The sequence below is a fragment of the Streptomyces sp. NPDC015171 genome, assembly GCF_043079545.1.
GTDB lineage: Bacteria > Actinomycetota > Actinomycetes > Streptomycetales > Streptomycetaceae > Streptomyces.
Genome location: NZ_JBIBUO010000011.1, coordinates 156,578 through 181,821 on the forward strand (window position 1 = coordinate 156,578; position 25,244 = coordinate 181,821).

The 25,244-nt window shown below is 73.9% G+C and carries 26 protein-coding genes and 2 tRNA genes; 22 read left to right on the forward strand and 6 right to left on the reverse strand.

Going from position 1 to position 25,244, the window contains the following annotated elements; translation table 11 throughout:
* The first annotated feature begins 21 nt into the window (after positions 1 to 21).
* The 4 genes from ACF073_RS27940 (at position 22) to ACF073_RS27955 (ending at position 2,775) form a co-directional block, all read left to right on the forward strand.
* Positions 22 to 570 carry a winged helix-turn-helix transcriptional regulator gene (locus tag ACF073_RS27940; RefSeq protein WP_392074302.1) on the forward strand — a complete coding sequence of 183 codons (549 nt, stop codon included), beginning with the start codon at positions 22 to 24 and terminating at the stop codon, positions 568 to 570.
* Between the two features lie 31 nt (positions 571 to 601).
* On the forward strand, positions 602 to 979 hold the full coding sequence (locus tag ACF073_RS27945; RefSeq protein ID WP_392074303.1) for a DUF6412 domain-containing protein: 378 nt from the start codon (positions 602 to 604) through the stop codon (positions 977 to 979).
* Positions 980 to 1,056: 77 nt separating this feature from the next.
* The gene (locus ACF073_RS27950; protein ID WP_392074144.1) at positions 1,057 to 1,767 is read left to right on the forward strand and encodes a YidC/Oxa1 family membrane protein insertase; all 711 of its coding nucleotides are present in this window, start codon (positions 1,057 to 1,059) and stop codon (positions 1,765 to 1,767) included.
* Between the two features lie 150 nt (positions 1,768 to 1,917).
* Positions 1,918 to 2,775 carry a fumarylacetoacetate hydrolase family protein gene (locus tag ACF073_RS27955; RefSeq protein WP_392074145.1) on the forward strand — a complete coding sequence of 286 codons (858 nt, stop codon included), beginning with the start codon at positions 1,918 to 1,920 and terminating at the stop codon, positions 2,773 to 2,775.
* An 84-nt stretch (positions 2,776 to 2,859) separates the two neighbouring features.
* Here the strand turns inward: ACF073_RS27955 and ACF073_RS27960 are convergent, their stop codons facing one another.
* From ACF073_RS27960 to ACF073_RS27970, 3 genes are all read right to left on the reverse strand, one after another.
* Complete coding sequence (locus ACF073_RS27960; RefSeq protein WP_392074146.1) at positions 2,860 to 3,726, reverse strand: LLM class F420-dependent oxidoreductase; 867 nt, start codon at positions 3,724 to 3,726, stop codon at positions 2,860 to 2,862.
* 96 nt (positions 3,727 to 3,822) lie between these two features.
* A complete protein-coding gene (locus ACF073_RS27965; protein ID WP_392074147.1) occupies positions 3,823 to 4,314 on the reverse strand; it encodes a heme-degrading domain-containing protein in 492 nt (163 codons plus the stop codon).
* Positions 4,314 to 5,387 carry a Gfo/Idh/MocA family oxidoreductase gene (locus ACF073_RS27970; protein ID WP_392074148.1) on the reverse strand — a complete coding sequence of 358 codons (1,074 nt, stop codon included), beginning with the start codon at positions 5,385 to 5,387 and terminating at the stop codon, positions 4,314 to 4,316. Before ACF073_RS27970 ends, ACF073_RS27965 begins: the two co-directional genes overlap by 1 nt.
* A 56-nt stretch (positions 5,388 to 5,443) precedes the next feature.
* Here ACF073_RS27970 and ACF073_RS27975 point away from each other — a divergent pair, with 56 nt between their 5' ends.
* The 13 genes from ACF073_RS27975 (at position 5,444) to ACF073_RS28035 (ending at position 18,503) form a co-directional block, all read left to right on the forward strand.
* Positions 5,444 to 6,787, forward strand: coding sequence for an ROK family protein (locus tag ACF073_RS27975; RefSeq protein ID WP_392074149.1), 1,344 nt, complete (start codon positions 5,444 to 5,446; stop codon positions 6,785 to 6,787).
* A 267-nt stretch (positions 6,788 to 7,054) separates the two neighbouring features.
* Positions 7,055 to 8,026 (forward strand): hypothetical protein, encoded by a 972-nt coding sequence (locus tag ACF073_RS27980; protein ID WP_392074150.1) that lies wholly within the window; start codon positions 7,055 to 7,057, stop codon positions 8,024 to 8,026.
* 48 nt (positions 8,027 to 8,074) lie between these two features.
* Positions 8,075 to 8,830 (forward strand): GntR family transcriptional regulator, encoded by a 756-nt coding sequence (locus ACF073_RS27985; protein WP_392074151.1) that lies wholly within the window; start codon positions 8,075 to 8,077, stop codon positions 8,828 to 8,830.
* Between the two features lie 141 nt (positions 8,831 to 8,971).
* Entirely contained in the window at positions 8,972 to 10,096 is a 1,125-nt protein-coding gene (locus ACF073_RS27990) for a TIGR03364 family FAD-dependent oxidoreductase (RefSeq protein WP_392074152.1), read from the forward strand.
* A gap of 5 nt (positions 10,097 to 10,101) precedes the next feature.
* Entirely contained in the window at positions 10,102 to 10,800 is a 699-nt protein-coding gene (locus ACF073_RS27995) for a phosphonatase-like hydrolase (RefSeq protein ID WP_392074153.1), read from the forward strand.
* Between the two features lies 1 nt (position 10,801).
* A complete protein-coding gene (locus ACF073_RS28000; protein WP_392074154.1) occupies positions 10,802 to 11,848 on the forward strand; it encodes an ABC transporter ATP-binding protein in 1,047 nt (348 codons plus the stop codon).
* Positions 11,841 to 12,731 carry a 2-aminoethylphosphonate ABC transporter permease subunit gene (locus tag ACF073_RS28005; RefSeq protein WP_392074155.1) on the forward strand — a complete coding sequence of 297 codons (891 nt, stop codon included), beginning with the start codon at positions 11,841 to 11,843 and terminating at the stop codon, positions 12,729 to 12,731. Before ACF073_RS28000 ends, ACF073_RS28005 begins: the two co-directional genes overlap by 8 nt.
* A complete protein-coding gene (locus tag ACF073_RS28010; protein ID WP_392074156.1) occupies positions 12,718 to 13,515 on the forward strand; it encodes an ABC transporter permease in 798 nt (265 codons plus the stop codon). Before ACF073_RS28005 ends, ACF073_RS28010 begins: the two co-directional genes overlap by 14 nt.
* Positions 13,516 to 13,564: 49 nt before the next feature.
* Positions 13,565 to 14,620: a 2-aminoethylphosphonate ABC transporter substrate-binding protein gene (locus tag ACF073_RS28015; protein WP_392074157.1), complete on the forward strand. Its 1,056-nt coding sequence runs from the start codon at positions 13,565 to 13,567 to the stop codon at positions 14,618 to 14,620.
* 182 nt (positions 14,621 to 14,802) lie between these two features.
* On the forward strand, positions 14,803 to 16,284 hold the full coding sequence (locus tag ACF073_RS28020; RefSeq protein WP_392074304.1) for an alkaline phosphatase family protein: 1,482 nt from the start codon (positions 14,803 to 14,805) through the stop codon (positions 16,282 to 16,284).
* Between the two features lie 77 nt (positions 16,285 to 16,361).
* A complete protein-coding gene (locus ACF073_RS28025) occupies positions 16,362 to 17,141 on the forward strand; it encodes an HAD-IIA family hydrolase (RefSeq protein ID WP_392074158.1) in 780 nt (259 codons plus the stop codon).
* 114 nt (positions 17,142 to 17,255) lie between these two features.
* Positions 17,256 to 17,837 carry a hypothetical protein gene (locus ACF073_RS28030; protein WP_392074159.1) on the forward strand — a complete coding sequence of 194 codons (582 nt, stop codon included), beginning with the start codon at positions 17,256 to 17,258 and terminating at the stop codon, positions 17,835 to 17,837.
* Between the two features lie 6 nt (positions 17,838 to 17,843).
* Entirely contained in the window at positions 17,844 to 18,503 is a 660-nt protein-coding gene (locus tag ACF073_RS28035; RefSeq protein ID WP_392074160.1) for a class F sortase, read from the forward strand.
* 15 nt (positions 18,504 to 18,518) lie between these two features.
* Here ACF073_RS28035 and ACF073_RS28040 read toward each other — a convergent pair whose 3' ends face one another.
* Positions 18,519 to 19,208 (reverse strand): FadR/GntR family transcriptional regulator, encoded by a 690-nt coding sequence (locus ACF073_RS28040; protein ID WP_392074161.1) that lies wholly within the window; start codon positions 19,206 to 19,208, stop codon positions 18,519 to 18,521.
* Positions 19,209 to 19,282: 74 nt separating this feature from the next.
* Positions 19,283 to 19,356 (reverse strand) — tRNA-Lys (locus ACF073_RS28045).
* Between the two features lie 187 nt (positions 19,357 to 19,543).
* Here ACF073_RS28045 and ACF073_RS28050 point away from each other — a divergent pair.
* The 5 genes from ACF073_RS28050 to ACF073_RS28070 all read left to right on the forward strand — a co-directional run bounded on the left by ACF073_RS28050 (position 19,544) and on the right by ACF073_RS28070 (position 25,163).
* On the forward strand, positions 19,544 to 20,833 hold the full coding sequence (locus ACF073_RS28050; RefSeq protein ID WP_392074162.1) for a peptidoglycan-binding protein: 1,290 nt from the start codon (positions 19,544 to 19,546) through the stop codon (positions 20,831 to 20,833).
* 101 nt (positions 20,834 to 20,934) lie between these two features.
* Positions 20,935 to 22,071 (forward strand): SPFH domain-containing protein, encoded by a 1,137-nt coding sequence (locus ACF073_RS28055; protein WP_392074163.1) that lies wholly within the window; start codon positions 20,935 to 20,937, stop codon positions 22,069 to 22,071.
* A 113-nt stretch (positions 22,072 to 22,184) separates the two neighbouring features.
* On the forward strand, positions 22,185 to 22,790 hold the full coding sequence (locus ACF073_RS28060) for a lytic polysaccharide monooxygenase (RefSeq protein ID WP_392074164.1): 606 nt from the start codon (positions 22,185 to 22,187) through the stop codon (positions 22,788 to 22,790).
* 212 nt (positions 22,791 to 23,002) lie between these two features.
* Positions 23,003 to 23,467, forward strand: a complete 465-nt coding sequence (locus tag ACF073_RS28065; protein ID WP_392074305.1) for a DUF3592 domain-containing protein — start codon at positions 23,003 to 23,005, stop codon at positions 23,465 to 23,467.
* Between the two features lie 40 nt (positions 23,468 to 23,507).
* Positions 23,508 to 25,163, forward strand: a complete 1,656-nt coding sequence (locus tag ACF073_RS28070) for an AMP-binding protein (RefSeq protein WP_392074165.1) — start codon at positions 23,508 to 23,510, stop codon at positions 25,161 to 25,163.
* Here the strand turns inward: ACF073_RS28070 and ACF073_RS28075 are convergent.
* A tRNA-Lys gene (locus ACF073_RS28075) sits at positions 25,129 to 25,202 on the reverse strand. The two genes, ACF073_RS28070 and ACF073_RS28075, sit on opposite strands and share 35 nt — an antisense overlap.
* Positions 25,203 to 25,244 lie beyond the last annotated feature (42 nt).

Here is a 25,244-nt window from a genome sequence, read left to right on the forward strand (position 1 = left end):
AACTTCTGGGCAGTGGTTACAGTGGACGGCATGGCACTGGGCAAGGACTACGTGACGCAGGAGTGCTCGATCGCCCGCGCGCTGGAGATCGTCGGCGAGCGGTGGACGCTGCTGGTCGTGCGCGACGCGATCTACGGCGTCCGGCGCTACAACGACTTCCTCGGCCACCTCGGCATCCCGCGCGCCGTCCTCTCGGCCCGGCTGCGCACGCTCACCGAGGAGGGGCTCCTCGAAAAGCGCCGGTACCAGGAGGCGCCGCCCCGCGACGAGTACGTCATCACCGAGCGCGGCGCCGCGCTGTGGCCCGCGCTGCGCGCCCTGGGCCAGTGGGGCCGTGACCACATCGACGAGAGCCGGCTGCGGACCTTCCGGCACGTGGACTGCGGCGGGAGGGTCGAGTCGTACGGAACGTGCGCCGCATGCGGAACTCTCGTGCCGGTCGCGGACGTTGTCATGATGCCGGGACCGGAGCTGGACTCGGCCCCGACGGATCCGGTCAGCAGGGCGCTGCTGCGGCCCAAGCGGCTGCTGGAGCCCCTGGAGGTCGATCCGGCACCCATGGCACACTGACGCGGAAGCGAGCGGGAGGGGGGGAGTGATGATGGGCAGCCGTGTCGCCACGCGTCCCGCGGTCCCGGCCGCTCCGCGCGCACCGCTGGCCCCCCTTGCCGCCCTGCTGCTGCTGGCGCAGCTGCTGGTGCTCCAGGCGGCCCTCCTCGGCACCGGCGGTCTCGGTACCGCCGTCGCCCTCGCCGCGACCGCCACCACCGCGGCCGCCCTCGCGTTCTGCGCCCTGCTGGCCGCGCGCAGCGTGCCCGCCGTACCCCCCACCCGCGTCCGCACGGCGATACGCGACCGGGCCCGGCGTACGGCCTTCCTGCCCCAGCGCGATCCCGACGCGCCCGGCCGGCGGCGGCCCAGAGCACCCGGACACGCCCGTCCGGCGACCGCCGCGCAGGGCACGTCCGCACCTTCCTGAGTACGTGACCCCGTGCGGGTCGTCATGCCGATCTCCGCTCACTTCCGGCACGACGAGACCCCTCGGAGGGCTCACCCATGTCTGTCTTCGCCCGCCTGGTCGAGCAGCTCGCCGACCTGCTGACCCCGCTCTTCCACGCCTCCGCGGCAGCCGCCGCGATCATCCTGTTCACCGCGCTGGTGCGGCTGCTCGTCCACCCGCTGTCCCGGGCCGCCGCCCGCGGCAGGCGGGCCCAGGCCGCACTCCAGCCGCGCATCGCCGACCTGCGCAAGAAGCACGCCAAGGATCCGCGGCGCTTGCAGCGGGCGGTGCTGGAACTGCACACGCAGGAGAAGGTCTCGCCCTTCGCCGGCGTCCTGCCCGGCCTGCTCCAGCTGCCCGCGTTCTTCCTGCTCTACCACCTCTTCTCCGGCACCTCGATCGGCGGCGGGAGCAACAGCCTGCTCGACCACCGGCTGCTCGCGGCGCCGCTCGGCGGACGCTGGGCCGACGCGCTGTCCAACGGCGGGGTGTTCGGCGCGGCCGGCCTGGTCTACCTCGGCCTGTTCGCCGTCGTCGCGGCCGTCGCCACCGCCAACTACCTGCGCGCCAGGCGGACGACGGCCGCACGGCCGGCCCCGGCCGCCGCGGGTGACCAGGTGCCCGGCCTCGCCGCGGTCACCCGGGTCACCCCGTTCCTGTCCTTCTTCACGCTCGTCACCGTGGCGGTCGTCCCGCTGGCCGCCGCGCTGTACCTGGTCACCAGCACGGCCTGGAGCGCGGCGGAACAGACCCTGCTGTACCGCTGAGCGAGCGCGCCGTACCGCTGAGCGGCGCGGGTTACGGTCCAGTACGTGAACAGGGTCTTGCGGAGTGGACGGCGTGATTGGAGGATCAGCCAGTCCTCCGATGGCTGCACCCGTCGGGCGGGCGCCCCGCTATCGAGGGAGACGGTGACCATGAAGCTGCTGCGAGTCGGTACGGCGGGGGCGGAACGCCCCGCACTGCTCGACGCCGAGGGAACCCTGCGGGATCTGTCGGGCCTCGTGGACGACATCGACGGCGCGCTCCTCGCCGACGACTCCGCGCTCGCCCGGGTACGGGCGGCGGCCGAGGCCGGGGAGCTGCCCGCGCTGGACGCTGCCGGACTTAGGATCGGGCCCCCGCTCGCCCGGATCGGGAAGGTCGTGTGCATCGGGCTCAACTACCACGACCACGCCCGCGAGACGGGCGTCGAGGCGCCCCCGGAGCCGGTGGTCTTCCTGAAGGCGCCGGACACGGTGGTCGGGCCGAACGACACCGTGCTGGTGCCGCGCGACTCGGTCAAGACCGACTGGGAGGTCGAACTCGCCGTCGTCATCGGCCGTACGGCCCGCTATCTGGACTCGGCCGAGGAGGGCCTCGCGCATGTCGCGGGGTACGCGGTGGCGCACGACGTCTCCGAGCGGGAGTTCCAGATCGAGCGGGGCGGGACCTGGGACAAGGGAAAGAACTGCGAGACGTTCAACCCGCTGGGGCCGTGGCTGGTGACGGCGGACGAGGTGCCGGACCCGCAGCGGCTCTCGCTGCGGCTGTGGGTCAACGGCGAGGTGAAGCAGGACGGTACGACGGCCGAGCAGATCTTTCCCGTCGGCGAGGTCGTGCGCTATCTGAGCCGCTTCATGACGCTGTACCCCGGGGACGTCATCAACACGGGGACGCCGGCCGGGGTGGCGATGGGGCAGCCCGAGCCCAAGCCGTATCTGCGGGGCGGGGACGTCGTCGAGCTGGAGATCGAGGGCCTCGGGCGGCAGCGGCAGGAGCTCAAGGACGCCTGACGGGGCGGGGACGCGCGCGTACGGCGGCCGCGGGCCCGTCATGGTCCCGCGCGCCATTCCCCCCGCCCCTCCGGGCCGGTCCCCTCACGCGAGCAGGGCGGCGAGGGTGCGCCACTGCTCCCTCGGGAGGCTGTCGCCCGTGCCCTGCGTCACCACCTGGAGGGCCACATGGTCCGCGCCCGCCTCGTGGAAGGCCGCGACGCGCTCGCGGATCCGGGACTCGTCGCCCCAGGCGAAGACCGCGTCGACGAGGCGGTCGCTGCCGCCGCCGGTGACATCGGCCTCCGTGAAACCGAGGCGCAGAAAGTTGCCGGTGTAGTTGGGGAGTTCCAGATACCGGGCCAGACCGGCGCGGGCGGTCTCCCGGGCGCGGGCGGGGTCGGACTCCAGGACCACCTTGAACTCCGGGGCCAGCAGCGGACGCCCGCCCAGGATCTCGCGGGCCCGCGCGGTGTGCTCGGGCGTGACCAGGTAGGGGATCGCACCGGCCGCGCGGTCCCGGGACAGGCCGAGCATCTTCGGGCCCAGCGCGGCGAGCACCCGGCGCCCGGCCGGCACGCCCGCCGCGTCCAGCTCGTCGAGGTAGCCGGTCATGGCCGCGTAGGGCCGGCGGTAGTCCTTGACCATCGGGCCGTGGCTGACGCCGAGGCCCAGCAGGAAGCGGCCGGGGCGGGCCGCCTCCACCGCGGCGAACTCCGCCGCCGTCGTGGCCGGGTCCTGCTGCCAGACGCTCTGGATGCTGGTGCCGACGACGAGGCGGCGCGTCGCCGCGAGGAGCGGGGCCGCCTGGGCCGCCGTGCTGTTGCCGCCCAGCCAGACGGCGCCGAAGCCGAGTTCCTCCAGTTCGGCCGCGGCCTCGTCCAGTTCGCCGCGCCGGGCCGGGTCCTCGGAGCGCAGCTCGACGCTCCAGACGCCGTACCGGCCGACGCTCTCCTTCGCTGAGGTGGTCATCGGGTCCGATCCCTCCGGGGGTGGGCTGTGCCGTGATCATCACGTCTTCGGCCACTGCCGGCCGGAGGGCGTCCCGGGTCGGTTCCCGCCGTTCGCTCAGTCGGCCGAACGGCTCAGGAACCGCTCCAGCGCCTCCACCACGAGCCGGTGGTCCTCGACCTGGGGCAGGCCGGAGACGGTCACCGCGCCGATCACACCGACACCCTCGACCGTGAGCGGGAAGGAGCCGCCGTGGGCCGCGTAGGTGTCCGGGTCGAGCCGGGAGGACTCCTCGAACGTCGTGCCCTTGGCGCGGAACCGGGCGCCGACCAGGTAGGAGGCGGCGCCGTAGCGCCCCACCACCCGGCGCTTGCGGGCGATCCAGGCGTCGTTGTCCGGGGTGGAGCCCGGCAGGGCGGCGTGGAAGAGCTGCTGGCCCGCCCGGTGGATGTCGACGGCGACCGGCGCCCGGCGCTCCCGGGCCAGTTCGACCAGCAGCGAGCCGAGGGCCCAGGCGTCGTCGTGGGTGAACCGGGGGAGGACCAGCCGGCGTTCCTGGTCCTGGAGTTCCTCGACGGTCGGGGCCGGCGCGGGGGTGGTACCGGGCATCAGAGGGTCACCGTCACCTTGTCACGGGCGGACCTGCGGGCCGCTTCCAGTACGTCGAGCGCGGCGGCGGCCTCCAGGGCGGTCACCGGGTTGGGGCCGGCGCCGCGCAGGGCGGCGGCGACGGCCGCGTAGTAGGCCGGGTAGTCGCCCGCCAGGGTCGGTACGGGGGTGCCGCCGCCGGTCAGCGGGGACTCCCCGGAGCCGATACGGCCCCACAGGGACTCCTCCTCCACACCCCAGGCGGCGCCGGTGCCGGGGCGGTCGCCCTCGCGCAGGGCGGCCTCCTGGGGGTCGAGGCCGTACTTGACGTAGCCGGCGCGCGAGCCGAGGACCCGGAAGCGGGGGCCGAGCTGGGCGGTGGTGGCGGAGACGTAGAGGTGGGAGCGGACACCGCTCGCGTGGGTGAGCGCGATGAAGGTGTCGTCATCGGCCTCGGCGCCGGGGCGGCGGACGTCCGTCTCCGCGTACACCTCGGTGGCCGGGCCGAAGAGGACCAGGGCCTGGTCTACGACATGGCTGCCGAGGTCGTAGAGGAGACCTCCGATCTCTGCCGGGTCGCCGGACTCGCGCCAGCCGCCCTTCGGCTGGGGGCGCCAGCGCTCGAAGCGGGACTCGAAGCGCCAGGCGTCGCCGAGTTCGCCGTCGGCGAGGAGCCGGCGGAGGGTCAGGAAGTCGTTGTCCCAGCGGCGGTTCTGGAACACCGAGAGCAGCAGACCGCGCTCCTCGGCGAGGGCGGCCAGCTCGCGGGCCTCGGCGGCGGTGCCCGCGACCGGCTTGTCCACGACCACCGGCAGACCGGCCCGGAGGGCGGTCGTGGCCAGCGGGACATGCGTCTTGTTCGGGGAGGCGATGACGATCAGGTCCAGTTCGGCCGCGCGGCCGAACAGCTCCTCCGGGGTGGCGGCGATCCGCACGTCCGGGAACTCGGCGCGGGCCTGCCGCTGCCGTTCCGGGCTCGACGTGACCACGGTGTCCAGGGCGAGGCCCTCGGTGGCGGCGATCAGCGGGGCGTGGAAGACGGAGCCGGCGAGGCCGTAGCCGATCAGGCCGACGCGGAGGGGGGTAGCAGTCATGCCCTCCACTTTGGCAACGCTGTTGCGAAAGTGCAAGCGGTGGAGAGAATGGGTGGGTGAACAGGACCAGGGCGACGGCGAAGGCCACGGCGGGCACGGCACCGGGGGCGACGGCACGGACGGCGGCGCGGGGCGGCGGGCCGGCCGGGGCGAATCTGGGCGTGGTGCGCAGCCACAACGCCGCGCTGGTGCTGGGGCTGCTGCGGGATGCCGGAACCGAGGGGATCAGCCGGCTCGAACTGGCCGAGCGCACCGGGCTGACCCCGCAGGCCGTCAGCAAGATCACCGCGCGGTTGCGGGAGCAGGGGCTCGCCGCGGAGGCCGGGCGGCGGGCGTCGACCGGCGGCAAGCCGCGCACGGTGCTGCGGCTGGTGCCGGAGGCCGGGCACGCGGTCGGGGTGCACCTGGACCGCGACGAGCTGCGGGCGGTCCTCGTGGACCTGGACGGCACCGTGGTGGCCGAACGGCGCGGGGAGCTGGATCTGGGGGCGGGCGCCGAGGCCGTGCTGGGTGCGGTGTGCGCGGCGGTGCGCGGGGTGGTGGAGGAGGAGCTGGGGACCGGCGTGGGGCCGGAGGACGAGGGCGGGCCGGCGACGGCCGGCCGGTCGGTCGGCGGCGCTGGGTCCGGCTGCGGGTCGGAGTCCGCTGGGGCGTCTTCGGCCGGCGGGGCGGCCGGTGAGGGGTCCCCGGCCGGTGGCGGGGGGCCGGGGCTCGGCCGGGCCGGGTCGCTGGTGGGGGTCGGCGTCGCGCTGCCCGGTCCGCTGGACCACGCGCACGGTGTGCTGCACCGGGTCACCGGGTTCCCGGGGTGGGACGGCTTTCCGCTGCGGGACGCGCTCGCGGAGCGGCTCGGGGTGCCGGTGGTGGTGGACAAGGACACCAACGCGGCGGCGCTCGGCCTCGCGGTCGGGGGCGAGGAGGACGTGGCGGGCGGCTCCTTCGCCTATCTGCACCTCGGCACCGGGCTCGGCGCCGGACTGGTGATCGGCGGGAGCGTGCACCGCGGGGCGCGGACCGGGGCGGGTGAGTTCGGGCACCAGGTGGTCCAGCTGGACGGGCCGCTGTGCGAGTGCGGGAACCGGGGGTGTGTGGAGGTGCTGTGCCTCGGGGCCGTGGCACGGGGCGAGGTGGCCGAGGCGGCACGGGTGCTGGGGGTGGCGGCCGGGAACCTGGTGGGGCTGCTCGACATCGATGTGGTGCTGCTCGGCGGGCGGACGGTCGCCGGGGCGCCCGAGGCGTATGTGCGGGGGGTCGGGGAGGTGCTGGGGGCGCGGGCCCGGCGGGAGGGAGCGCGTGGGGGCTCCGTGCCGGTACGGGTCGCTCCGCGCGGGGAGCGGGTGGTGGCCGAGGGCGCCGCGCAACTGCTGCTGGCGCCGCTGTTCGGACGGGGGGACGCCTGACGCGGGCCGGTGTGCGGGTGCCGGTGCCGGGCCGGAGGCCGGGACGCTCGCCCGCGCTCGCGGGGTGCCGCCGCGCCCGCCCGTGCCGCCCCTTGCGGTACGACCGCCCGCGGTCGCAGGCCGCGGTCCGCCCGGTCCGCCCGGTCCGCCCCGGTCGCCCGGCCGGTGCCCGCCGGTCGGGCGGACTTCTCCGGCGTCCCCGGTGTGGTGCCGCTCATCCCCCCGCCCACCCGGCATGGTCATGTGTTTATGCGACTGTGCCCGCCCTTGTCCCTCTGCCTTGCCGCAGCCGCCGCCGTCATCGTCGTCCCCGTAGCCGTCCTCGTATCCCCCGTGGCACCGGATGTCGCCCACGCCGACACGACCCCGTCCTGCGCCGGCACCGACACACGGGACTTCCCGCTGACCGCCCGGATCCGGGGCGGCCCCGAGTCCTACGAGGCCGGCGGCGGACGCGGCACCTGGTACATCGACCTCACCAACGGCACCCGGCGGACCTGCGCCGGCGTCCACCCGGTCGTGGTCCTCGTCGACGACCAGCGCGCCCTGCGGCCGAACCAGCCCCACCTGGACTTCTCCGACGGCTCCCGGACCCGGCCGGTGACCTTCGAGAGCACCGACGAGCAGGAACTGGTCGGCGTGCTGGACGGCGCCGGGTTCGCCGGGTTCACCGTGCCGCCCGGCAGGACCGTCAGCGTCCGGGTCCGGCTCGCGCTCGCCTCCGACACCGCCCTGGGCCAGGTCACCGCCAGTGCCGCCGTCGTCCAGCGGCGGGGCCAGGACGGGGACTGGGTCGGGGAGTCGAACGCCTACCGCTTCGGGGTCGAGGAGAAGAAGGAGGGCGGGAAGGAGGAAAAGGAGGAAAAGGAGGACGCGGGAGAAAGGGACGGTGACGCCCAGGAGGTCCAGGAGAGCCAGAAGTCCCAGGAGAGCCAGGGCACTCAGGAGTCCCAGCAGCCCCGGCAACCCCTGGAGACCCGAGCCGCGCAGGACGCCTCCGGCATTCCGGTCGTCCCGTCCGCCCCCGGCGCCGCCACCCCCGCCTCCGCCCCGCCCGGCACCGCCACCGACCCCGACTCGGCCCCGCCCTACGCCGCCGAGGCGGCGGACGCCGGCGAGCGGGCGCGGGAGCTGGCGCGGACCGGTCCGGGCCTCGCGCACGGGCTCGTCCTGGCCCTCGCCCTGCTGCTCGGCGCGGCCGGCGGCGCGTTCCTGCTGGCCCGGGGCCGCCGCCGCTGAAGCCGGGTCCGGTCCCCGGCCGTCCGTCCCGTCTGCGACGATCCCTGCGTGGACTACCCGAACGACCAGGCCCCCGGCGCCCCCGTCCGCTCCGGCATCCCCGAGCACGGGCGCATCCCCAAGTACTACGCGGTGAAGGCGCGGATCGCCGCCCTCCTGGAGGAGCTGGGGGAGGACGGCGTCATCCCGACCGAGCGGGACCTCGCCGAGCGCTACGACGTCGCTCGCGAGACCGTGCGGCAGGCCGTACGGGAGCTGGTGTTGGAGGGGCGGCTCCGACGCCGGGGCCGGGGCACCGTCGTCGCCGGGCCCAAGCTGGCCCAGCCGCTCTCGCTCGCGAGCTACACCGAGGGCGTGCGGCGGCAGGGCCGTACGCCCGGCCGCACGCTCGTCACCCTCGACCGCTTCCCCTGCCCGGAGCCGCTCGCCGCCGAGACCGGGCTGACCCGGGGCGAGCCCGTCTGGCACCTGGAGCGGGTGCTGCTCGCCGACGACGAGCGGGTCGGCCTGGAGAGCACGTACGTCGCCGTCGCGCTGCTGCCCCGGCTGGACACCGACTTCGCGCCCGACTCCTCCTTCTACGCCTACCTCAAGTCCCAGGACGTCGTCTTCGCCGACGCCGACGAGCGCATCGAGACCGTGCTGGCCACCCCACGCGAGGCCCTGCTCATCGGCACCCCGCCGGCCCTGCCCATGCTGCTGATCCACCGCCTGTCCCGGGACACCGAGGGCCGCCCGCTGGAGCGCGTGCGCACCCTGTACCGGGGGGACCGGTTCTCCTTCACGGCCCACCTCACCGGCTGAATCCGGCCGGAAATCGCCCGTTATCGCCCGCTTGGAGTATCACGAGAAGATAACGGGTCTAGCCCAAACGTGATGGGTCGTTCACGCTCTCGTTGTCAGCCGGACCCTTCCGGTTCCCCGATCCCGAGGAGCGTTGCCGTCGTGAGAGTGACAGTCGTGGGAGCAGGCGTGGTGGGCACCATGCACGCCTGGCAAGCAGTGCAGCGCGGCCACCAGGTCGTCCAGATCGAGCGTGAGGCCGAGGCGCGCGGCGCCTCGCTGCGCAACTTCGGACAGATCTGGGTCAGCGGCCGTGCCGGCGGAGAAGAGCTGGAGACCGCGCTCAGGGCGCGGGAGCTGTGGGAGGACATCGGCGGGCAGGTGCCCGGGCTCGGCTTCCGCGCCAACGGGTCGCTGACCCCGGTGCGCGGGGACCTCGAACTCGCCGTCGCCGAGGCCGCCGTCGCCCGCCCGGACGCCGCCGACCGCGGCTACAAGCTCCTGACCCCCGCCGAGGCCCGAGCGCTGAACCCCGCCCTGCGCGGCGAGTTCACCGCGGCCCTGCACTGCGAGCGCGACGCCGCCGTGGAGCCGCGCACCGCCCAGCTCGCCCTGCGCGAGGAGCTGCTGAAGTCCCCGGACTACACCTTCCTGCCGGGCCGCGAGGTGCGCGACGTGGTCGGCACGGGCGCCGTCCGCGACGACCACGGCGACGTCCACGAGGCCGACGCCGTCGTCCTGTGCACCGGCGCCTGGCTCGGCGGACTCGTCCGCGAGCTGGCCGGACCCGGCCTGCCCGTGCGCCGCGTCCGCCTGCAGATGATGCAGACCGCCCCGCTGGGCGAGCGACTCACCACCTCGATCGCGGACGCCGACAGCTTCCGCTACTACCCGGCCTACGCCTCAGCGGCGCTGGACGCGCTCAACGCCGGCCGGCCGCAGCCGCGGACCGCGGCCGAGCACAAGATGCAGCTGCTCATGGTGCAGCGCGCCGACGGCGGCCTGACCATCGGCGACACCCACGAGTACGAGCACCCCTTCGCCTTCGACACCCTGGAGGACCCCTACGACCACCTCACCGGGGTCGTCGAGTCCCTCCTCGGCCGTCCGCTGCCGAAGATCCGCCGCCGCTGGGCCGGCGTGTACGCGCAGTGCACCGACACCAGCCGGGTCGTCCACCGCCAGCAGGTGAGCGACGGGGTGTGGCTGGTCACCGGGCCCGGCGGGCGCGGCATGACCTGCTCCCCGGCGATAGCCGAAACCACCGCGAACGAACTGGGCTGGTGAGGAACATGACCACAGACACCCGCGACATCCGTCTCGTCGTCCTCGACATGGCCGGTACCACCGTCGCCGACGGCGGCCTCGTCGAGCGCGCCTTCGAGGCCGCCTCCGCCGAACTGGGCGTCGAGCCCGGCTCCGCCGAGCACACCGAGCACCTGGCCTACGTCCGGGCCACCATGGGCGAGTCGAAGATCTCCGTCTTCCGGCACCTGTTCGGCACCGAGGAGCGCGCCCAGCGCGCCAACGCCGCCTTCGAGAAGGCGTACGGCGAACTGGTCGAGAGCGGCCTGATCGCGCCGGTCGCCGGGGCCCGCGAGACCATCGAGGAACTGCTGGACAGCGGCCGTACCGTCGTCCTGACCACCGGTTTCGCCCGCGTCACCCAGGACGCCATCCTGGCCGCGCTCGGCTGGAGCACCCTCGTACCGCTCACCCTGTGCCCGGCCGACGCCGGCGGGCGCGGGCGGCCGTACCCGGACATGGTGCTGGAGGCGTTCCTGCGGACGAAGGCGGCCGAGGACGTACGGCAGGTCGCCGTGGCAGGCGACACCTCGTACGACGTGCTCAGCGGCGTACGCGCCGGGGCGGGCCTGGTCGCCGGCGTGCGCACCGGCGCCCACGGCGACGCGGAGTTCGCCGCCGCCGGTGCCACCCACGTCCTGGACTCCGTCGCCGCCCTGCCCGCCCTGCTCGCCGGAGCGCGGTGACATGGGCATCCGCTTCGACTCCGTCACGGTCGCCTACGACGGCAACGTCGTCCTCGACTCGCTCGACCTGACCGTCGGGCCCGGCGAGGTGATGGCGCTCCTCGGACCGTCCGGATCCGGCAAGACCACCGCGCTGCGGGCGGTCGCCGGGTTCGTGCGGCCCGCGTCCGGGCGGGTGCACCTCGGCGGCGAGGACGTGACGGACTTGCCGCCGTACCGGCGGGGCATCGGCATGGTCGTACAGAGCTACGCCCTCTTCCCGCACCTGCGCGTCGAGGAGAACGTCGCCTTCGGCCTCAAGGCCCGCAAGACCCCCAGGAACGAGATCCGCCACCGGGTCGCCGAGGCGCTGGAGATGACCGGCATGGCCGGTTACGCCCGCCGGCACCCGCGCGAGCTGTCCGGCGGCCAGCAGCAGCGCGTCGCCATCGCCCGCGCCCTCGCCATCCGGCCCCGCGTGCTGCTCCTGGACGAGCCGCTGAGCGCGCTCGACGCCCAGCTGCGCTCCGGCATGCTCGCCGAACTGGCCCGGCTGCACCGCGAACTGCCGGACGTGTCCATGCTGTACGTCACCCACGACCAGGTCGAGGCGCTGACCCTGGCCGACCGGATCGCCGTGATGGACAAGGCCCGCCTGCGGTCCTGCGGCACCCCCCAGGAGCTGTACCGGGCGCCCGCCGACGCGTTCACGGCGTCCTTCGTGGGCGGCGCGAACCTGCTGCCGGTGACGGTGGGCGCCGCGGGCGTCGCCTTCGCCGGCCGGGAGCTGAAGGTCGCCACGGCCGGCGCGCTCGCGGGCGCCCGGGCCACGCTGTGCGTACGGCCGCACCTCGTCGGCCTCGGCGAGGGCCCCAACCGGCTCACCGGCACCGTCACCGAGATCCAGTGGCGGGGCGCGACCCACCGGCTGTACGTGGAGGTCGACGGGCACCGGCTCATGGCGGACGTACGGGAACTGAAGGAGCCGCCGGTCCACGGCCGGCCGGTGACCCTGCACTTCGCACCCGAGGACGCGGTGCTGCTGCCCGCGGGGGTGAGCCGTGGCTGAGGCCGCCGAGAAGCCGCGGGCCGCCCCCGGCCGGGCCCGCCCGCGCGGCGCCGGCCGCGCGGCGAGAGCCACCGCACCGCTGTGGGCCCTGCCCCCGCTCGCCCTCCTGGCCCTGTTCTTCCTCTACCCCCTCGCCCTGGTCGTCCAGCAGTCCTTCCAGCCGGACACCGGCGGCACCTCGCTCCAGCCCTACACGGACGTCTTCGCCTCGGAGGCCTTCCGGCACGCGCTGTGGACCACCGTGTGGATCGCCCTCGCCTCCACCGCCGGCTGCCTGGTCCTCGGCTTCCTGCTGGCGCTGGTCATCGCGTTCGTACCGTTCCCCGGGGCGAAGGCGGTGGCCCGGTTCATCGACGTGTTCCTGTCCTTCCCGTCCTTCCTGATCACCCTGGCGCTGCTGTTCGTCTACGGCAGCGTCGGCATGGCCAACGGGGCGTGGACGGACCTCACCGGTGCGGCCGAGGGGCCGTTCCAGTTCCTCACCACGCCCTGGGGCGTGCTGCTCGCCGAGGTCACCTACTTCACGCCGTTCGTGATGCGCCCGCTGCTCGCCGCGTTCGCGCAGCTCGACACCGCCCAGCTGGAGGCGGCGAGTTCGCTGGGGGCGCGGGCACCGCGGATCGTCCGGCAGGTGGTCCTCCCGGAGGCGCTGCCCGCGCTCGCGGCCGGCGGCAGCCTCGTCCTGGTGCTGTGCCTCAACGAGTTCGGGATCGTGCTGTTCACCGGCGCGAAGGGGGTCACCACCCTGCCGATGCTCGTGTACAGCAAGGCGATCCTGGAGTCCGACTACCCGGGCGCCTGCGCGGTCGCCGTCGTCAACGTCCTGATATCCGTGGGCCTGTACGGCCTGTACCGGGTGGTGAGCCGTCGTGCTGGTGCATAGCCGCAAGTCCAGGTGGGCGCTGTGGGCGCTGTTCCTCGTCCTCTTCCTGCCGCTGTTCGCGCTGCCCCTGCTCGTCGTCCTCGGCGCCTCCTTCTCCACCCACTGGTCCAGCGTCCTGCCCTCGGGCCTGACCACCGCCAACTACCGTGCCGCCACCCGGGGCGAGGCCCTCCAGGCGCTCACCACGAGCCTGGTCACGGCCGTCGCCGCCAGCCTGCTCGCCCTGGCCGTCGGCACCTGGGCCGCGCTGGCCGCCGCTGCCCTGAAGCCGCGCTGGCGCAAGGTCCTCGACACCCTGTTCGTGCTGCCGGTCGCGGTGCCCTCGGTGGTGGTCGGACTGTCGGTGCTGGTCGCGTTCTCCCAGCCGCCGCTGCTGCTCAACGGCACCCGGTGGATCGTGATCATCGCCCACACCGTGCTGGTCACGGCCTTCGCCCACCAGTCGGTGTCGGCGGCGCTCACCCGCCTCGACCCGGCCTTCGAACAGGCCGCCGCCTCGCTCGGCGCCCGGCCCTCCTACGTGCTGTGGCGCGTGCGGCTGCCGCTGCTGCTGCCCTCGCTCACCGCCGCCGCCGGCCTCTGCTTCGCCCTCTCCATGGGCGAGCTGAGCGCCACGATGATGCTCTATCCGCCCGACTGGACCCCGCTGCCCGTCCTGATCTACGCGGCGACCGACCGGGGCGCCCTGTTCACCGGTTCCGCCGTCGCCGTGGTCCTCATGACCGCGACCCTGCTCGTCCTGTTCGCCGTCTCCCGGGTCCGCACCCGGGCGTCGTACCGCTGATCCCCTCCGCACCCCGACCCAGGCCCCCGTGCAAGGAGTTCATCTCGCCATGCCCAGAAACCGCGTCCCGCTCGCCATAGCCCTCGCCCTGCTCGCCGTCCCCGTGCTGTCCGCCTGCGGCGGTTCCGCCGCCGGCTCCGACGCCAAGGTCGTGACCGTCTACAGCGCCGACGGCCTCAAGGGCGAGAACGGCGACGGCTGGTACGACAAGGTCTTCGCCGACTTCGAGAAGCAGACCGGCATCAAGGTCAAGTACGTCGAGGGCGGCTCCGGCGAGGTGGTGCAGCGCGCCGTGCGGGAGAAGAACAACCCGCAGGCCGACGTGCTGGTCACCCTCCCGCCGTTCATCCAGGAGGCCGGCGGCAAGGGCCTGCTGGAGAAGTACGAGCCGAAGGACCGCGAGCTGGTCAGCGGAGCCGACAAGGCCGTCGACGGCACCTGGACCTCCGTCGTCAACAACTACTTCGGCTTCGTCTACAACAAGAAGGAGCTGAAGCGGGCTCCCAGGACCTGGGACGAGCTGCTCGACGGCACGTACAGGAACAAGCTCCAGTACTCCACCCCGGGCGTGGCCGGCGACGGCACCGCCGTGCTCATCAAGGCCGTCCACGACTTCGGCGGCAAGGAGCAGGCCCTCGCCTACCTGAAGAAGCTCCAGGCCAACAACGTCGGCCCGTCCGCCTCCACCGGCAAGCTCGCCCCCAAGGTCGACAAGGGCGAACTCCTCGTCGCCAACGGCGATGTGCAGATGAACTACGCCCAGACCAAGTCCATGCCCAACCTCGGCATCTGGTTCCCGGCCGGCAAGGACGGCAAGCCCACCACCTTCGCCCTGCCCTACGCGGCCGGCCTGGTCACCAAGGCCCCGCACAGCGCGAACGGCAGGAAGCTCCTCGACTTCATGCTCGCGCGCAAGCAGCAGCAGGAGGTCAGCGAGATCGGCGGCGGGTTCGCCGCCCGCCAGGACGTGAAGGCCACCGACGCCAACGCCATCGCCCTCGCCAAGGTGATGGACGGCGTGGACTTCTTCGAACCCGACTGGAACGACATCGACAAGAACCTCAGCGCCTACGTCGAGGACTGGAAGTCCGCCACCGGCAGCTGAGCCCCCGGCGGGCCCGGCCGCTGTCCCGGTCCCGCCCCGCCGTACGCATGCGCGGGTGACCGGCCTGCGGTCACCGAGCGCCCGGCTCCACCGCACCGCCCCTGGCACCACCGGGGGCGCTGCCATGCCCGCACGCACACGTTCCATCCCCTCACCTCCGGAGGACTTCCGTGTCGTCCCGCATGTCCCGCCGCACCTTCCTCGTCTCCGCCGCCGTCGCGGCCGCCTCCGCCGGCCCGCTCGGAGCCGTCGCCCGCGCCGCGGCCCGCACCCCCAAGGTGCTGGTCATCGGCCTGGACGGCGCCCTGCTCAGCCGCATCAAGGACGCCGCGGCGCCGAACCTGGACGCCCTGATGGCGGCCGGCCTCACCGCGCCCAGCAGCATCTACGCCGATCCGCTCGCGCCCACCCTGTCCGGCCCCGGCTGGTCGACGGTCATCACCGGTGTCTGGCCCGACAAGCACAACGTCAAGGACAACAGCTTCACCGGCGCCAGGTTCACCCAGTACCCCGACTTCCTCACCCGGATCGAGACGGCGAGGCCCGCCCTGGCCACGTACGCCGTCGCCTCCTGGAACCCCCTCACCGACACCGTCTTCTCGGCGAAGGTCGACACCCGCGTCTCCACCCCCGGCGCCGAGTACGACACCGGGACCACCTCCCGCGCCGTCGAGCGGCTGCGCGACGGGAACCCCGACGCGGTCTTCGTCCACCTCGACAACATCGACCACGCCGGCCACAGCTACGGCGCCGCCTCCCAGCAGTACCTGGACGCCATCCAGGGCGCCGACGCGCAGGTCGGGCAGATCGTCGCCGCCGTGAAGGCCCGCCCGGCGTACGCCGCCGAGGACTGGCTGATCATGGTCACCGCCGACCACGGCCACACGGACGCCGGCGGCCACGGCGGCTCCACCCTCCAGGAGCGCCAGACCTTCCTGATCGCCGCCGGCGCGGCCCTCGCGGCCGGCTCGGTGCGCCACGACGTGAAGATGCCGGACGTCGCCGCCTCCGCCCTCGCCCACCTCGGCATCGCGATCGACCCGGCGTGGGGCCTGGACGGCCGCCCGGTCCAGCAGCCCTCCCCCGACGACTTCGACGCCCTGCGCGGCCAGTTGCAGCCCCGCGCCGACGAGACCGGCATCCCGGCGGGCGTCCTCGGCTTCACCCACACCCCGCCCGCCGGCTGGTCCGTTGACAACTCCGCGATGGGCACCGGCGGGATCACCGAGTGGCGCGGCTGGTCCTTCACCACCGACGAGTTCTGGACCCAGGCCCAGCGCGACCAGAACCGCGAGGGCAACGTCCGGGCCCGGAACGTCTTCGCGGTCGCCGACGGCGACGAGTGGAACGACAAGGCCGTCACCGGCACCTTCGACTCCACCCTGGTCAGCCCCGCCTACCCGGTCACCGGCGGCGGCACGGCCGTGCTGACGTACACCACCTACTACCGCCAGGAGGCCCCGCAGAAGGGCGAGGTCCTCGTCTCCTACGACGGCGGCACCCCGGTGACCGTCCGGACGTACACCGCCGACGTGCCCTCGCGCACCGAGTCCGTCACCCTCCAGGTGCCCGCGGGGGCCACCAGCGCCCGGGTCCGCTTCCGGTACACCGGCGGCAACAACTGGTACTGGGTGGTCGACGGGGTCAGGATCGGCCGGGTCTGACTAGGCTGGGGGCGTCGGTACGCCGTGGTTCCGGCGCCCCCGCTTCTCGACCGTACGTACGCCAGGAGACGCACAACATGGCAGACCGCAAGCCCATAGAGTCATGGCTCACCGACATGGACGGCGTGCTGATCCACGAGGGGGTGCCGATCCCCGGCGCCGACGCCTTCCTGAAGAGGCTGCGTGAGTCCGGCCGGCCCTTCCTGGTGCTCACCAACAACTCCATCTACACCGCCCGTGACCTGCACGCCCGGCTGCGGCGCATGGGCCTCGACGTGCCGGTGGAGAACATCTGGACCTCGGCCCTGGCCACCGCCCAGTTCCTGAACGACCAGCGGCCCGGCGGCAGCGCCTATGTCATCGGCGAGGCCGGTCTGACCACCGCGCTGCACGACATCGGCTACATCCTCACCGACCACGAACCCGACTTCGTGATCCTCGGCGAGACCCGCACCTACTCCTTCGAGGCGCTGACCAAGGCCGTCCGGCTGATCAACGGCGGCGCCCGGTTCATCGCCACCAACCCGGACAACGTCGGCCCCTCCATCGAGGGCGACCTGCCCGCCACCGGCTCGGTCGCCGCCCTGATCACCGCCGCCACCGGCAAGAAGCCGTACTTCGTCGGCAAGCCCAACCCGCTGATGATGCGGGCCGGGCTGAACGCGATCGGCGCCCACTCCGAGACCTCCGCGATGATCGGCGACCGCATGGACACCGATGTGCTCGCGGGCCTGGAGGCCGGGATGCGCACGTTCCTGGTGCTCAGCGGCGTGACCCAGCCCGCCGACGTCGACCGCTACCCGTTCCGGCCCTCGCAGGTCGTCGACTCCATCGCGGACCTGGTCGACCTGGTCTGAGCGCGGATCCCGCCCGGCCGAAACCGGACATCACCCGTTCGGAGCAGCGGGGCGCCCCCCGAGGATGCGGGGGCGCCCGGCCCGGGGGAGCCTCCTCATATCTGGAGGTTCACGATGGGCTCACTTCGCCTCACTCTCTGTACAGGACTCCTCGTCGTCGCCGGGGGCGCCGCGCTCGCCCCGGCGGCCCACGCGGCGGACGGCGGTTCGGTCACCGTGACCCCCGCCTCCCCGGCGCCGGGCGACGACGTCACCCTGCGGGTCAGCGGCTGCACCGGCACCCAGGGCACCGCCACCTCGGCCGCCTTCGTCTCCGACACCGAGCTGACCGGCTCCCAGGGCTTCCTCGGCCTCGGCCAGAGCGGCCTGACGGGCGAGACCCGCGTCCGCTCGTCCCTGCAGGCCGGCGCCTACTCGGTGAAGGTCAGCTGCGGCGACCAGACGGTCACCGGCAACCTCACGGTCGGGGGGCCGGGCGGCGCCGGTGACGCGGACTCCCTCCAGCAGCCCCGCTCCGCCTCCTCGCCCATCGCCCCGGTCCCCGCGGGCGGCGGCGGCACCGCCGCGCACTTCGCCACGGTCGCCACCAGCGGTTCCGGTCCCGACACCGGCCAGGCGGTGACCGGGATCGCGCTCGCCGGCGTCGCGGCGGCAGCCGTCGGGCTGCGCGCCCGCCGGAGCCGCGGTTCCCGCTGACCGCCCATGTCCGACGACCAGGGCCGCGCCACCGGCACCGGACGGCTGGTCCCCGTCCTGGCCTGGGCGCTGCTGCTGCTCGGGCTGTGGCTGTGGGGGCGCGGGGTGACGGACACCGGGACGGACGCGGACGGGCCCGCCGCGGGTGACGTCCTCGCCGTCGGCCCCGCCGGGCTGCCCCGCCCGGCGCACCCGCTGGGCGACGCGGTGCCCCAGCGCGTCGACATCCCCGCCCTCGGCGTCCAGGCCCCCGTGACGGCCCGCGGCCTCGACGCCCAGGGGGCGATCGACCCGCCGCCCTACGACCAGCCGGGCGTGGTCGGCTGGTACGGCGCGGGCACCAGACCCGGTGCCGCCGGGGCGGCCCTGCTGGTCGGGCACGTCGACACCGAGACCCGGCCCGCCGTCTTCTACAAGCTCAGCACCCTCAAGCCGGGCCAGACGGTCCGGGTGGTGCGCGCGGACGCCAAGGTCGCCGAGTTCACCGTCGACGACGTCCGCGTCCTGCCACGCGACGACTTCGACGCCCGGCTGGCCTACGGCCCCCGCACCCCGGGCCGTGCCGAACTCCGGCTGATCACCTGCGGCGGCACCTTCGACCGCGCCAGCCGCAGCTACACCGCGAACGTGGTCGTCTCGGCGTATCTCACGGGGACGGCCGGCTGAGCGTGCCGGGGCGGTTCACCGGCGGGACACGGCCGCGGGCGAGAGCCGGCTGCGGATGTTGCCGAAGTGCTCCCTTATGGCCCGCTCCGCCCGCAGGGAGTCGCCGGACCGCACGGCGTCCAGGATCTCCCGGTGCTGGCGGCAGGTGACCTGCGGATCGTGCGGCACGTCGAGCAGGTCCTGGCGCACCCGGTGGAAGGCCTCCCAGAACGCCTCCAGCACCTCCCCGAGCAGTACGTTGTCCAGCCCCCGGTAGAGGGTGGCGTGAAAGGCGCGGTCGGTCTCGGCGAGCCCGGCCCCCTCGGCGGCCTGCCGCTCCATGCGCTCCACGAGCGCGTCGAGCTCCCGCAGGTCCCGCTCGGGCAGCCGCCCGGCCAGCCGTGACACCAGTCCGGTCTCCATGGCCTCGCGCAGCTCCAGCAGCTGGAGCAGGGAGTCCTCGCCGCGGTAGTGGCCGGCCACGGTCCGGAAGGCCAGGCCCTCGATCATCGGCGCGAACGACATCGGGCCGACGTATGTCCCGAACCCGTGTCTGATCTCCACGATGCCCATCGCCTGGAGCGCCTTCAGGGCCTCGCGCACCGAGTTCCGGCTCGCCCCGAGGAGCCGCATCAGCTCGGGCTCGGTGGGCAGCGGGGCCCCCGAGGGCAGCCGCTGGTCCACGATCAGCTTCTTGATCCGTTCCTGCAGGTCGCGGGCAGCCATGGCCAGAGGGTATCCGGCCATTCGAGGAGGGCATACGAAAAGCCCCCCGCTTGCGCGAGGGGCTTTTCGGTCGGTGCGCCGCCAGGGACTCGAACCCCGGACCCGCTGATTAAGAGTCAGCTGCTCTAACCAACTGAGCTAGCGGCGCCTGCTGACAGAGAAAACTCTACCCGACTTCCAGGAGTGCTCCCGACCACCTCCAGGCGGTGCGACGGTCGCCCGGTGGGGCCGCGTACATCATTCGGACCGTCAAAATGCGCGTTCTCAGCACAGTTGGGAAACTGATCAACGTGCACACTCGCGGACAAATCACCCCCGAATGTGAGGCAGATCGCATGACCGTTCCGGTTTTCGAGGAAGTCGAACCCGCGAGCGACTGCGACTGCCCCGGATGCGTCCAGGGGCGCCGGCCGGCTCCGGGGCCGCGCTCCGGGTGCGGCCGGCCGACGGCCCGCTCGGTCGTGGTCGTCGCAGCCGCCTCCGCCTCCGCCGCCCTCGGCGCGGCCTCCCCGGCCGCCGCCCTCACCCCCGACCACGCCCCGCACCGCCAGGCGCTGCCCGGCGACGGCGAGCCCGACACCCCGCAGGGCAAGAAGGGCCCGCTGCACGGCCCCGCGGGGAAGCCGGCGACGGTCCCCGCCGACCCGATCCCCGCCACCACCCGGACCGACATCATCAAGCGGGCCAAGGTCTGGGTGGCCGCCAAGGTGCCGTACAGCATGGAGAAGTTCTGGTCCGACGGGTACCGGCAGGACTGCTCGGGCTATGTCTCCATGGCCTGGGGACTGCCGAACAACGAGTGGACCGGAAGCCTCGGCCAGTTCGGCACGAAGATCACCAAGGAGGACCTCCAGCCCGGCGACATCCTGCTCTACCACAACCCGGACAACCCCGAGAAAGGCTCCCATGTGGTGATCTTCGGCGGCTGGACGGACTACACGCACACCTACTACACGGTCTACGAGCAGACACCCCCGCACGCCCGCAGCCAGACCACCCCCTATCCCTACTGGAGCAACACCGGAAAGTACGTCCCCTACCGCTACAAGGGCGTGACCAAGAGCGCGGCCGGCGCCGGAGGGTCAGGCGCGAAGGCGTCGGTGGCCTATCCGGGCGCGTCCTACTTCGGGCCGGGCGCCGACAACCAGTACGTCACCCTGCTGGGCGAGATGCTGATCGCCCGGGGCGCGGGCGTGTACTACGACAAGGGCCCCGGGCCGGTGTGGGGCGAGGCGGACCGCCGGGCCACCCGGGCGTTCCAGCAGGCCCAGGGCTGGACCGGCGCGGAGGCCGACGGGCTGCCCGGGCCGCGCACCTGGGACCTGCTGGCCACCGGCCGGGGCACGAGCGTCACCCCGCAGGCCGCCGGACCCGCCTCGCACGGGGTGCCGGGCTACCCGGGCCGGCAGTACTTCCGGCCGGGCGCGAGCAACGACTACGTCACCCAGCTCGGTGCGCAGCTGGTGAAGAAAGGATTCGGCCGGTTCTACGTCCATGGTCCGGGGCCGCACTGGGGCGAGGCGGACCGGCGGGCCGTGGAGGCGTTCCAGCGCACCCAGGGCTGGCGGGGCGGCGCGGCGGACGGCTATCCGGGCCCGGAGACCTGGCGCCGCCTGTTCGCCTGACCGGCCCGGCCGCCCCCGGGCCGGGCCCGGCACCCCGGCCCGGCGGCACCGCTACACCCACCCCTGTTCATGACGCGTCTGGCGCGGAGGCTGGAGCACGCATGAGTACGACCACATCGCACACGCCGCCCGAATCCGAGGGGCAGTCGGACGGCACCGCCGCGGGACCCGGCATCCGGCCGGCCCGCCTGATCCAGAACGAGGTGACCACCGAGATCCCCGTGCACCTGCTCTTCCGGGACGATCCCGACCCGGTGAAGGTGCCGCTGCGGCCCGCCGTGGTGGCCCGCAGGCAGGGCACCGGGGAACAGCCCCGGCAGCGCCGCCCCGCGCCGGTGCGCCGGCGTCCGCTGCCGGAGGTCGATCCGGAGCTCGCGGAGCGCCCGGCGCGGGTGATGCCGGGCACGGCCGGGCTGCTCGCCGGCGCCTGCGGGCTCACCGGCTGCCTGGCCACGACCTGGTGGGCGGGGCTGCTCCCGCCGCTCGCCGCGCAGGCGCTGCGCCTGCCGGTGTCCGGCGGCGCCGGTCTCGGCCCCGCCCAGTGGGCCGCTTACGCCGGGGCCGGGATGCTCGGCGCGTTCGGCTTCGGCGGGCTGGCCCGGGGGCGGACCGGGCGGGCCTGGGTGCTCGGCCTGTTCGGGCGGTACCGGGGGACCGTCCGGCGCACCGGGCTGCTGTGGGTGAACCCGCTGGTGCTGCGCCGCAGGATGGACGTGCGGCTGCGGCACTGGCGCAGCGAGGCGATGCCGGCGGCGGATCCCGACGGGATGGCGCTGCGGGTGGCCGTGCTGGTGGTGTGGCGGGTGCGGGACACCGCGCGGGCCCTGCTCGGCATCGAGGACCACGAGACGTATCTGCGCGAGTGCGTGGAGGCGGCGCTGGCCCGGGTGCCGGTGGAGCCGGCCGGCGGGACGCGGGGCGGGGCCACGGCGGCCGGGGACGCGCTGACCCGGCTGGTGGCCACGGAGACCGCGCCGGTCGGCATCGAGGTGTTCTCGGTGCAGCCGGTCCGGGTCGACTACGCCCCCGAGGTGGCCGCCGCGATGCACCGGCGCCGGATCGCCGCGCTGGACGCCCGGCAGCGGTCGAGCATGCTCAGCTCGGTGGTGGACTCGGTGGAGGACACGGTGACCCGGCTGACCGTGCGCGGTCTCGTCGAACTGGACGACTACGAGCGCAAGGCGCTGGTCCGGGACCTGACGGTGGCGTTCTGCTCGGGGCGCGGGGAACCGGTCTAGTCCAAGTCCCGCGATTGGTATGGACATGTTCAACTACCGGCAATAATCTGAGGCTTGGTCTAGACCTACCTGCACGGCTCACCGAACTCCCCACGTTCCCCAGGAGCGGCAGCATGCGCACCAAGACCAAGTTGTCCGCGGTCGTACTGGGCGCGGTCACCGCCGGAGCGTTCGCGCTCTCCACCGGCGGTGCCAGCGGCCACGGCTACACCGACCTCCCCATCAGCAGGCAGAAGCTCTGCCAGAACGGCACCGTCACGAACTGCGGCCAGATCCAGTGGGAGCCGCAGAGCGTCGAGGGCCCGAAGGGCTTCCCGGCCGGCGGTCCCGCCGACGGCCAGATCTGCAACGGCGGACTGAGCCAGTTCGCCCAGCTCAGCGCGCCGAAGACCCCGTCGGGCGCGGCCTGGCCCACCACCAAGGTGACGGGCGGCCAGTCGTACACCTTCCGCTGGCAGTTCACCGCCATGCACGCCACGACGGACTTCAAGTACTACGTCACCAAGGCGGGCTGGAACCAGAACCACAACCTCGCCCGCTCGGACCTCAACCTCACCCCGTTCCTGACGGTGCCCTACAACGGCCAGCGTCCGCCGGCCACGCTCAGCCACAGCGGCACCCTGCCGTCCGGCCTGAGCGGGCATCACGTCATCGTCGCGGTGTGGACGATCGCCGACACGGGCAACGCGTTCTACGCCTGCTCGGACGTCACGTTCTGATCCCCGTCGGCGCGGGGTCCGCGTGCGCCGGTGCCGGTCTTCCGGCCGCCGGCGCACGTACGGTCCCCGCGTGATCCGCCTCCCGCGCGGGCGGGCCGAATGTCCCGATCCTGATACTGAGCTTCTCTTGAGGCCGCGCACCCCGCCGGCTGGGTACGTTCCTCGCACGCCGGCCGAGCGGGGCAGGCGTACCGACCTCGGGGGACCTCATGATCGAGACGCTTTTCTACGCCGTGCCCTGCCTCATGCTGGCGGGCTTCGGGTACGCCGCGTACCTGCTGGTCCGCCGCGCCCGGCGGATCAACAGGACCTGGACGCACGGTCTGACCGCCGAGGCCCGCTGCCTGCGGATGTACACGACGACCAGCGGGGGCGGCGGGGACACCTCCGTGCACACGACCCTGCACCACGTCTACGAGTTCCGCGCCCGTGACGGCCGCACCGTCCGCTTCGAGGAGGAGGGCGGCCCGGCGACCGTCCTGGAGGGCGACTTCGCGACCGTGCACTACCTCCCGGAGCTGCCCCAGCAGGCCACCGCCAAGCCGCCGGCGCCCGGCAGGCTCGTCGCCGGCACCGGCTGCGGGCTGGTCTTCCTCGGCGTGGCCGGCGCCTTCTGCGTCGGCTTCATGCTCGTCGCCCATGAGATCTTCGCCGAGTCGAACGGCCTCATGCCGTGACCCTCCCCATCTGACGCCACGTCAGTTACCGTGCCCGTCCATGGAGTCCATGCCGCGCACGGTCGCCGCGCTGGTCGCGGCGCGCTGGGGTGACCACCGGCCGGGCCTGTGGCACGAGGACCGGGTGCTCACGCACCACGAGGTGGCCGCGGGCGCCGCCGCCCGGGCCGCGCTGCTGGCCGACCTGCTCCCGCCCGGTGCCGTCCCGCACGTCGGGGTGCTGCTCGACAACACCGAGGAGTTCCCGCTCTGGATCGGCGCCGCTGCCCTCGCCGGCGCGGCCGTCGCCGGCGTCAACCCCACCCGGCGCGGCCCCGAACTGGCCCGGGACATCCGGCACACCGAATGCCCGCTGCTGATCACCGAGCGGGCCCACCTGCCCCTGCTGGCCGGGCTCGACCTGCCCGGCGTCCGGCTGCTCGTCACCGGCACCCCGGAGTACGCCGCCCTGCTCGCCCCCTACGCCGGCGCCGTGCCCGACCCGTCCCGCGCCGCCCCGGCCGACCGGCTGCTGCTGTACTTCACCTCCGGCTCCACCGGCGCCCCGAAGGCCGCGCTCTGCTCCCAGGGCCGGCTCGCGGCGGCCGGGCAGGCTCTGGTCCGGCAGTTCGCGGTGGGCCCGGACGATGTGCACTACATCTGCATGCCGATGTTCCACGGCAACGCGGTGATCGCGGACTGGGCGCCCGCGCTGGCCGCCGGCGCCGGGGTGGCGCTGCGCCGGCGCTTCTCGGCCTCAGGCTTCCTGTCCGACGTACGCCGCTACCGCGCGACCTACTTCACCTACGTCGGCCGGGCGGTCCAGTACGTCCTCGCCACCGAGCCGCGCCCCGACGACCGGGACAACCCGCTGCGGCTCGGCTTCGGCACGGAGGCCGGCGCGGTCGACGCTGCGGCCTTCGAACAGCGCTTCGGGGTGCGGCTGGTGGAGGGGTACGGCTCCTCCGAGGGCGGGGCGGCGATCCAGTGGGCGCCCGGGACACCGGCGGGAGCGGTGGGTCCGGCCGCGCCCGGCCTCGCGGTGCTGGACCCGGCCACCGGCCGGGAGTGCCCGCGTGCCGTCCTCGACGGGTCCGGGCGGCTGCTCAACGGCCGGGAGGCGATCGGCGAGCTGGTCAACCGGGCGCCGAACCCCTTCGAGGGCTACTGGCGCAACCCGGCCGCCGAGGCGGAGCGGCGCCGTGGCGGCGCGTACTGGACGGGTGACCTCTTCTACCGGGACCCGGCCGGCTACCTGTACTTCGCGGGCCGCACGGCCGACCGGATCCGCGTCGACGGGGAGAACCTCGCCGCCGCGGTGATCGAGAACATCGTCGCCCGGTACGAGGGCGCGGCGGCCGTCGCCGTGTACGGCGTGCCGGACCCGGTGACCGGGGACCAGGTGATGGCGGCCATCGCCGGGTCCTTCGACCCGGCGGGCTTCGCGGACTTCCTCGCCGCCCAGCCCGACCTGGGAACGAAGATGGCACCCCGGTTCGTGCGGGTGTGCGGGCGGATGCCGGTGACGGCGACGAACAAGATCCACCGGGCGCTGCTGCGGCAGGAGGGGATCGGATGCGCGGACCCGGTGTGGTGGCGCCCGCCGGGGGAGGGGGTCTACCGGAGGCTGACGGCGGAGGACGCCGAAGGGCCCCTCGCTCCCGCGAAGGGCCCTTCATCTGTGCGCCGCCAGGGACTCGAACCCCGGACCCGCTGATTAAGAGTCAGCTGCTCTAACCAACTGAGCTAGCGGCGCATGACTCTCGCCTCCCGTGGTTTTTGTTCCCGCGGGCGGCGA

Bases quoted from the DNA above. Each gene is read 5' to 3' on its own strand.
- ACF073_RS27945 (WP_392074303.1), top strand. From the start codon at position 602: ATGGGCAGCCGTGTCGCCACGCGTCCCGCGGTCCCGGCCGCTCCGCGC.
- ACF073_RS27950 (WP_392074144.1), top strand. From the start codon at position 1,057: ATGTCTGTCTTCGCCCGCCTGGTCGAGCAGCTCGCCGACCTGCTGACC.
- ACF073_RS27955 (WP_392074145.1), top strand. From the start codon at position 1,918: ATGAAGCTGCTGCGAGTCGGTACGGCGGGGGCGGAACGCCCCGCACTG.
- ACF073_RS27960 (WP_392074146.1), bottom strand. From the start codon at position 3,726: ATGACCACCTCAGCGAAGGAGAGCGTCGGCCGGTACGGCGTCTGGAGC.
- ACF073_RS27965 (WP_392074147.1), bottom strand. From the start codon at position 4,314: ATGCCCGGTACCACCCCCGCGCCGGCCCCGACCGTCGAGGAACTCCAG.
- ACF073_RS27970 (WP_392074148.1), bottom strand. From the start codon at position 5,387: ATGACTGCTACCCCCCTCCGCGTCGGCCTGATCGGCTACGGCCTCGCC.
- ACF073_RS27995 (WP_392074153.1), top strand. From the start codon at position 10,102: ATGACCACAGACACCCGCGACATCCGTCTCGTCGTCCTCGACATGGCC.
- ACF073_RS28000 (WP_392074154.1), top strand. From the start codon at position 10,802: ATGGGCATCCGCTTCGACTCCGTCACGGTCGCCTACGACGGCAACGTC.
- ACF073_RS28015 (WP_392074157.1), top strand. From the start codon at position 13,565: ATGCCCAGAAACCGCGTCCCGCTCGCCATAGCCCTCGCCCTGCTCGCC.
- ACF073_RS28020 (WP_392074304.1), top strand. From the start codon at position 14,803: ATGTCCCGCCGCACCTTCCTCGTCTCCGCCGCCGTCGCGGCCGCCTCC.
- ACF073_RS28025 (WP_392074158.1), top strand. From the start codon at position 16,362: ATGGCAGACCGCAAGCCCATAGAGTCATGGCTCACCGACATGGACGGC.
- ACF073_RS28030 (WP_392074159.1), top strand. From the start codon at position 17,256: ATGGGCTCACTTCGCCTCACTCTCTGTACAGGACTCCTCGTCGTCGCC.
- ACF073_RS28035 (WP_392074160.1), top strand. From the start codon at position 17,844: ATGTCCGACGACCAGGGCCGCGCCACCGGCACCGGACGGCTGGTCCCC.
- ACF073_RS28040 (WP_392074161.1), bottom strand. From the start codon at position 19,208: ATGGCTGCCCGCGACCTGCAGGAACGGATCAAGAAGCTGATCGTGGAC.
- ACF073_RS28050 (WP_392074162.1), top strand. From the start codon at position 19,544: ATGACCGTTCCGGTTTTCGAGGAAGTCGAACCCGCGAGCGACTGCGAC.
- ACF073_RS28055 (WP_392074163.1), top strand. From the start codon at position 20,935: ATGAGTACGACCACATCGCACACGCCGCCCGAATCCGAGGGGCAGTCG.
- ACF073_RS28060 (WP_392074164.1), top strand. From the start codon at position 22,185: ATGCGCACCAAGACCAAGTTGTCCGCGGTCGTACTGGGCGCGGTCACC.
- ACF073_RS28070 (WP_392074165.1), top strand. From the start codon at position 23,508: ATGGAGTCCATGCCGCGCACGGTCGCCGCGCTGGTCGCGGCGCGCTGG.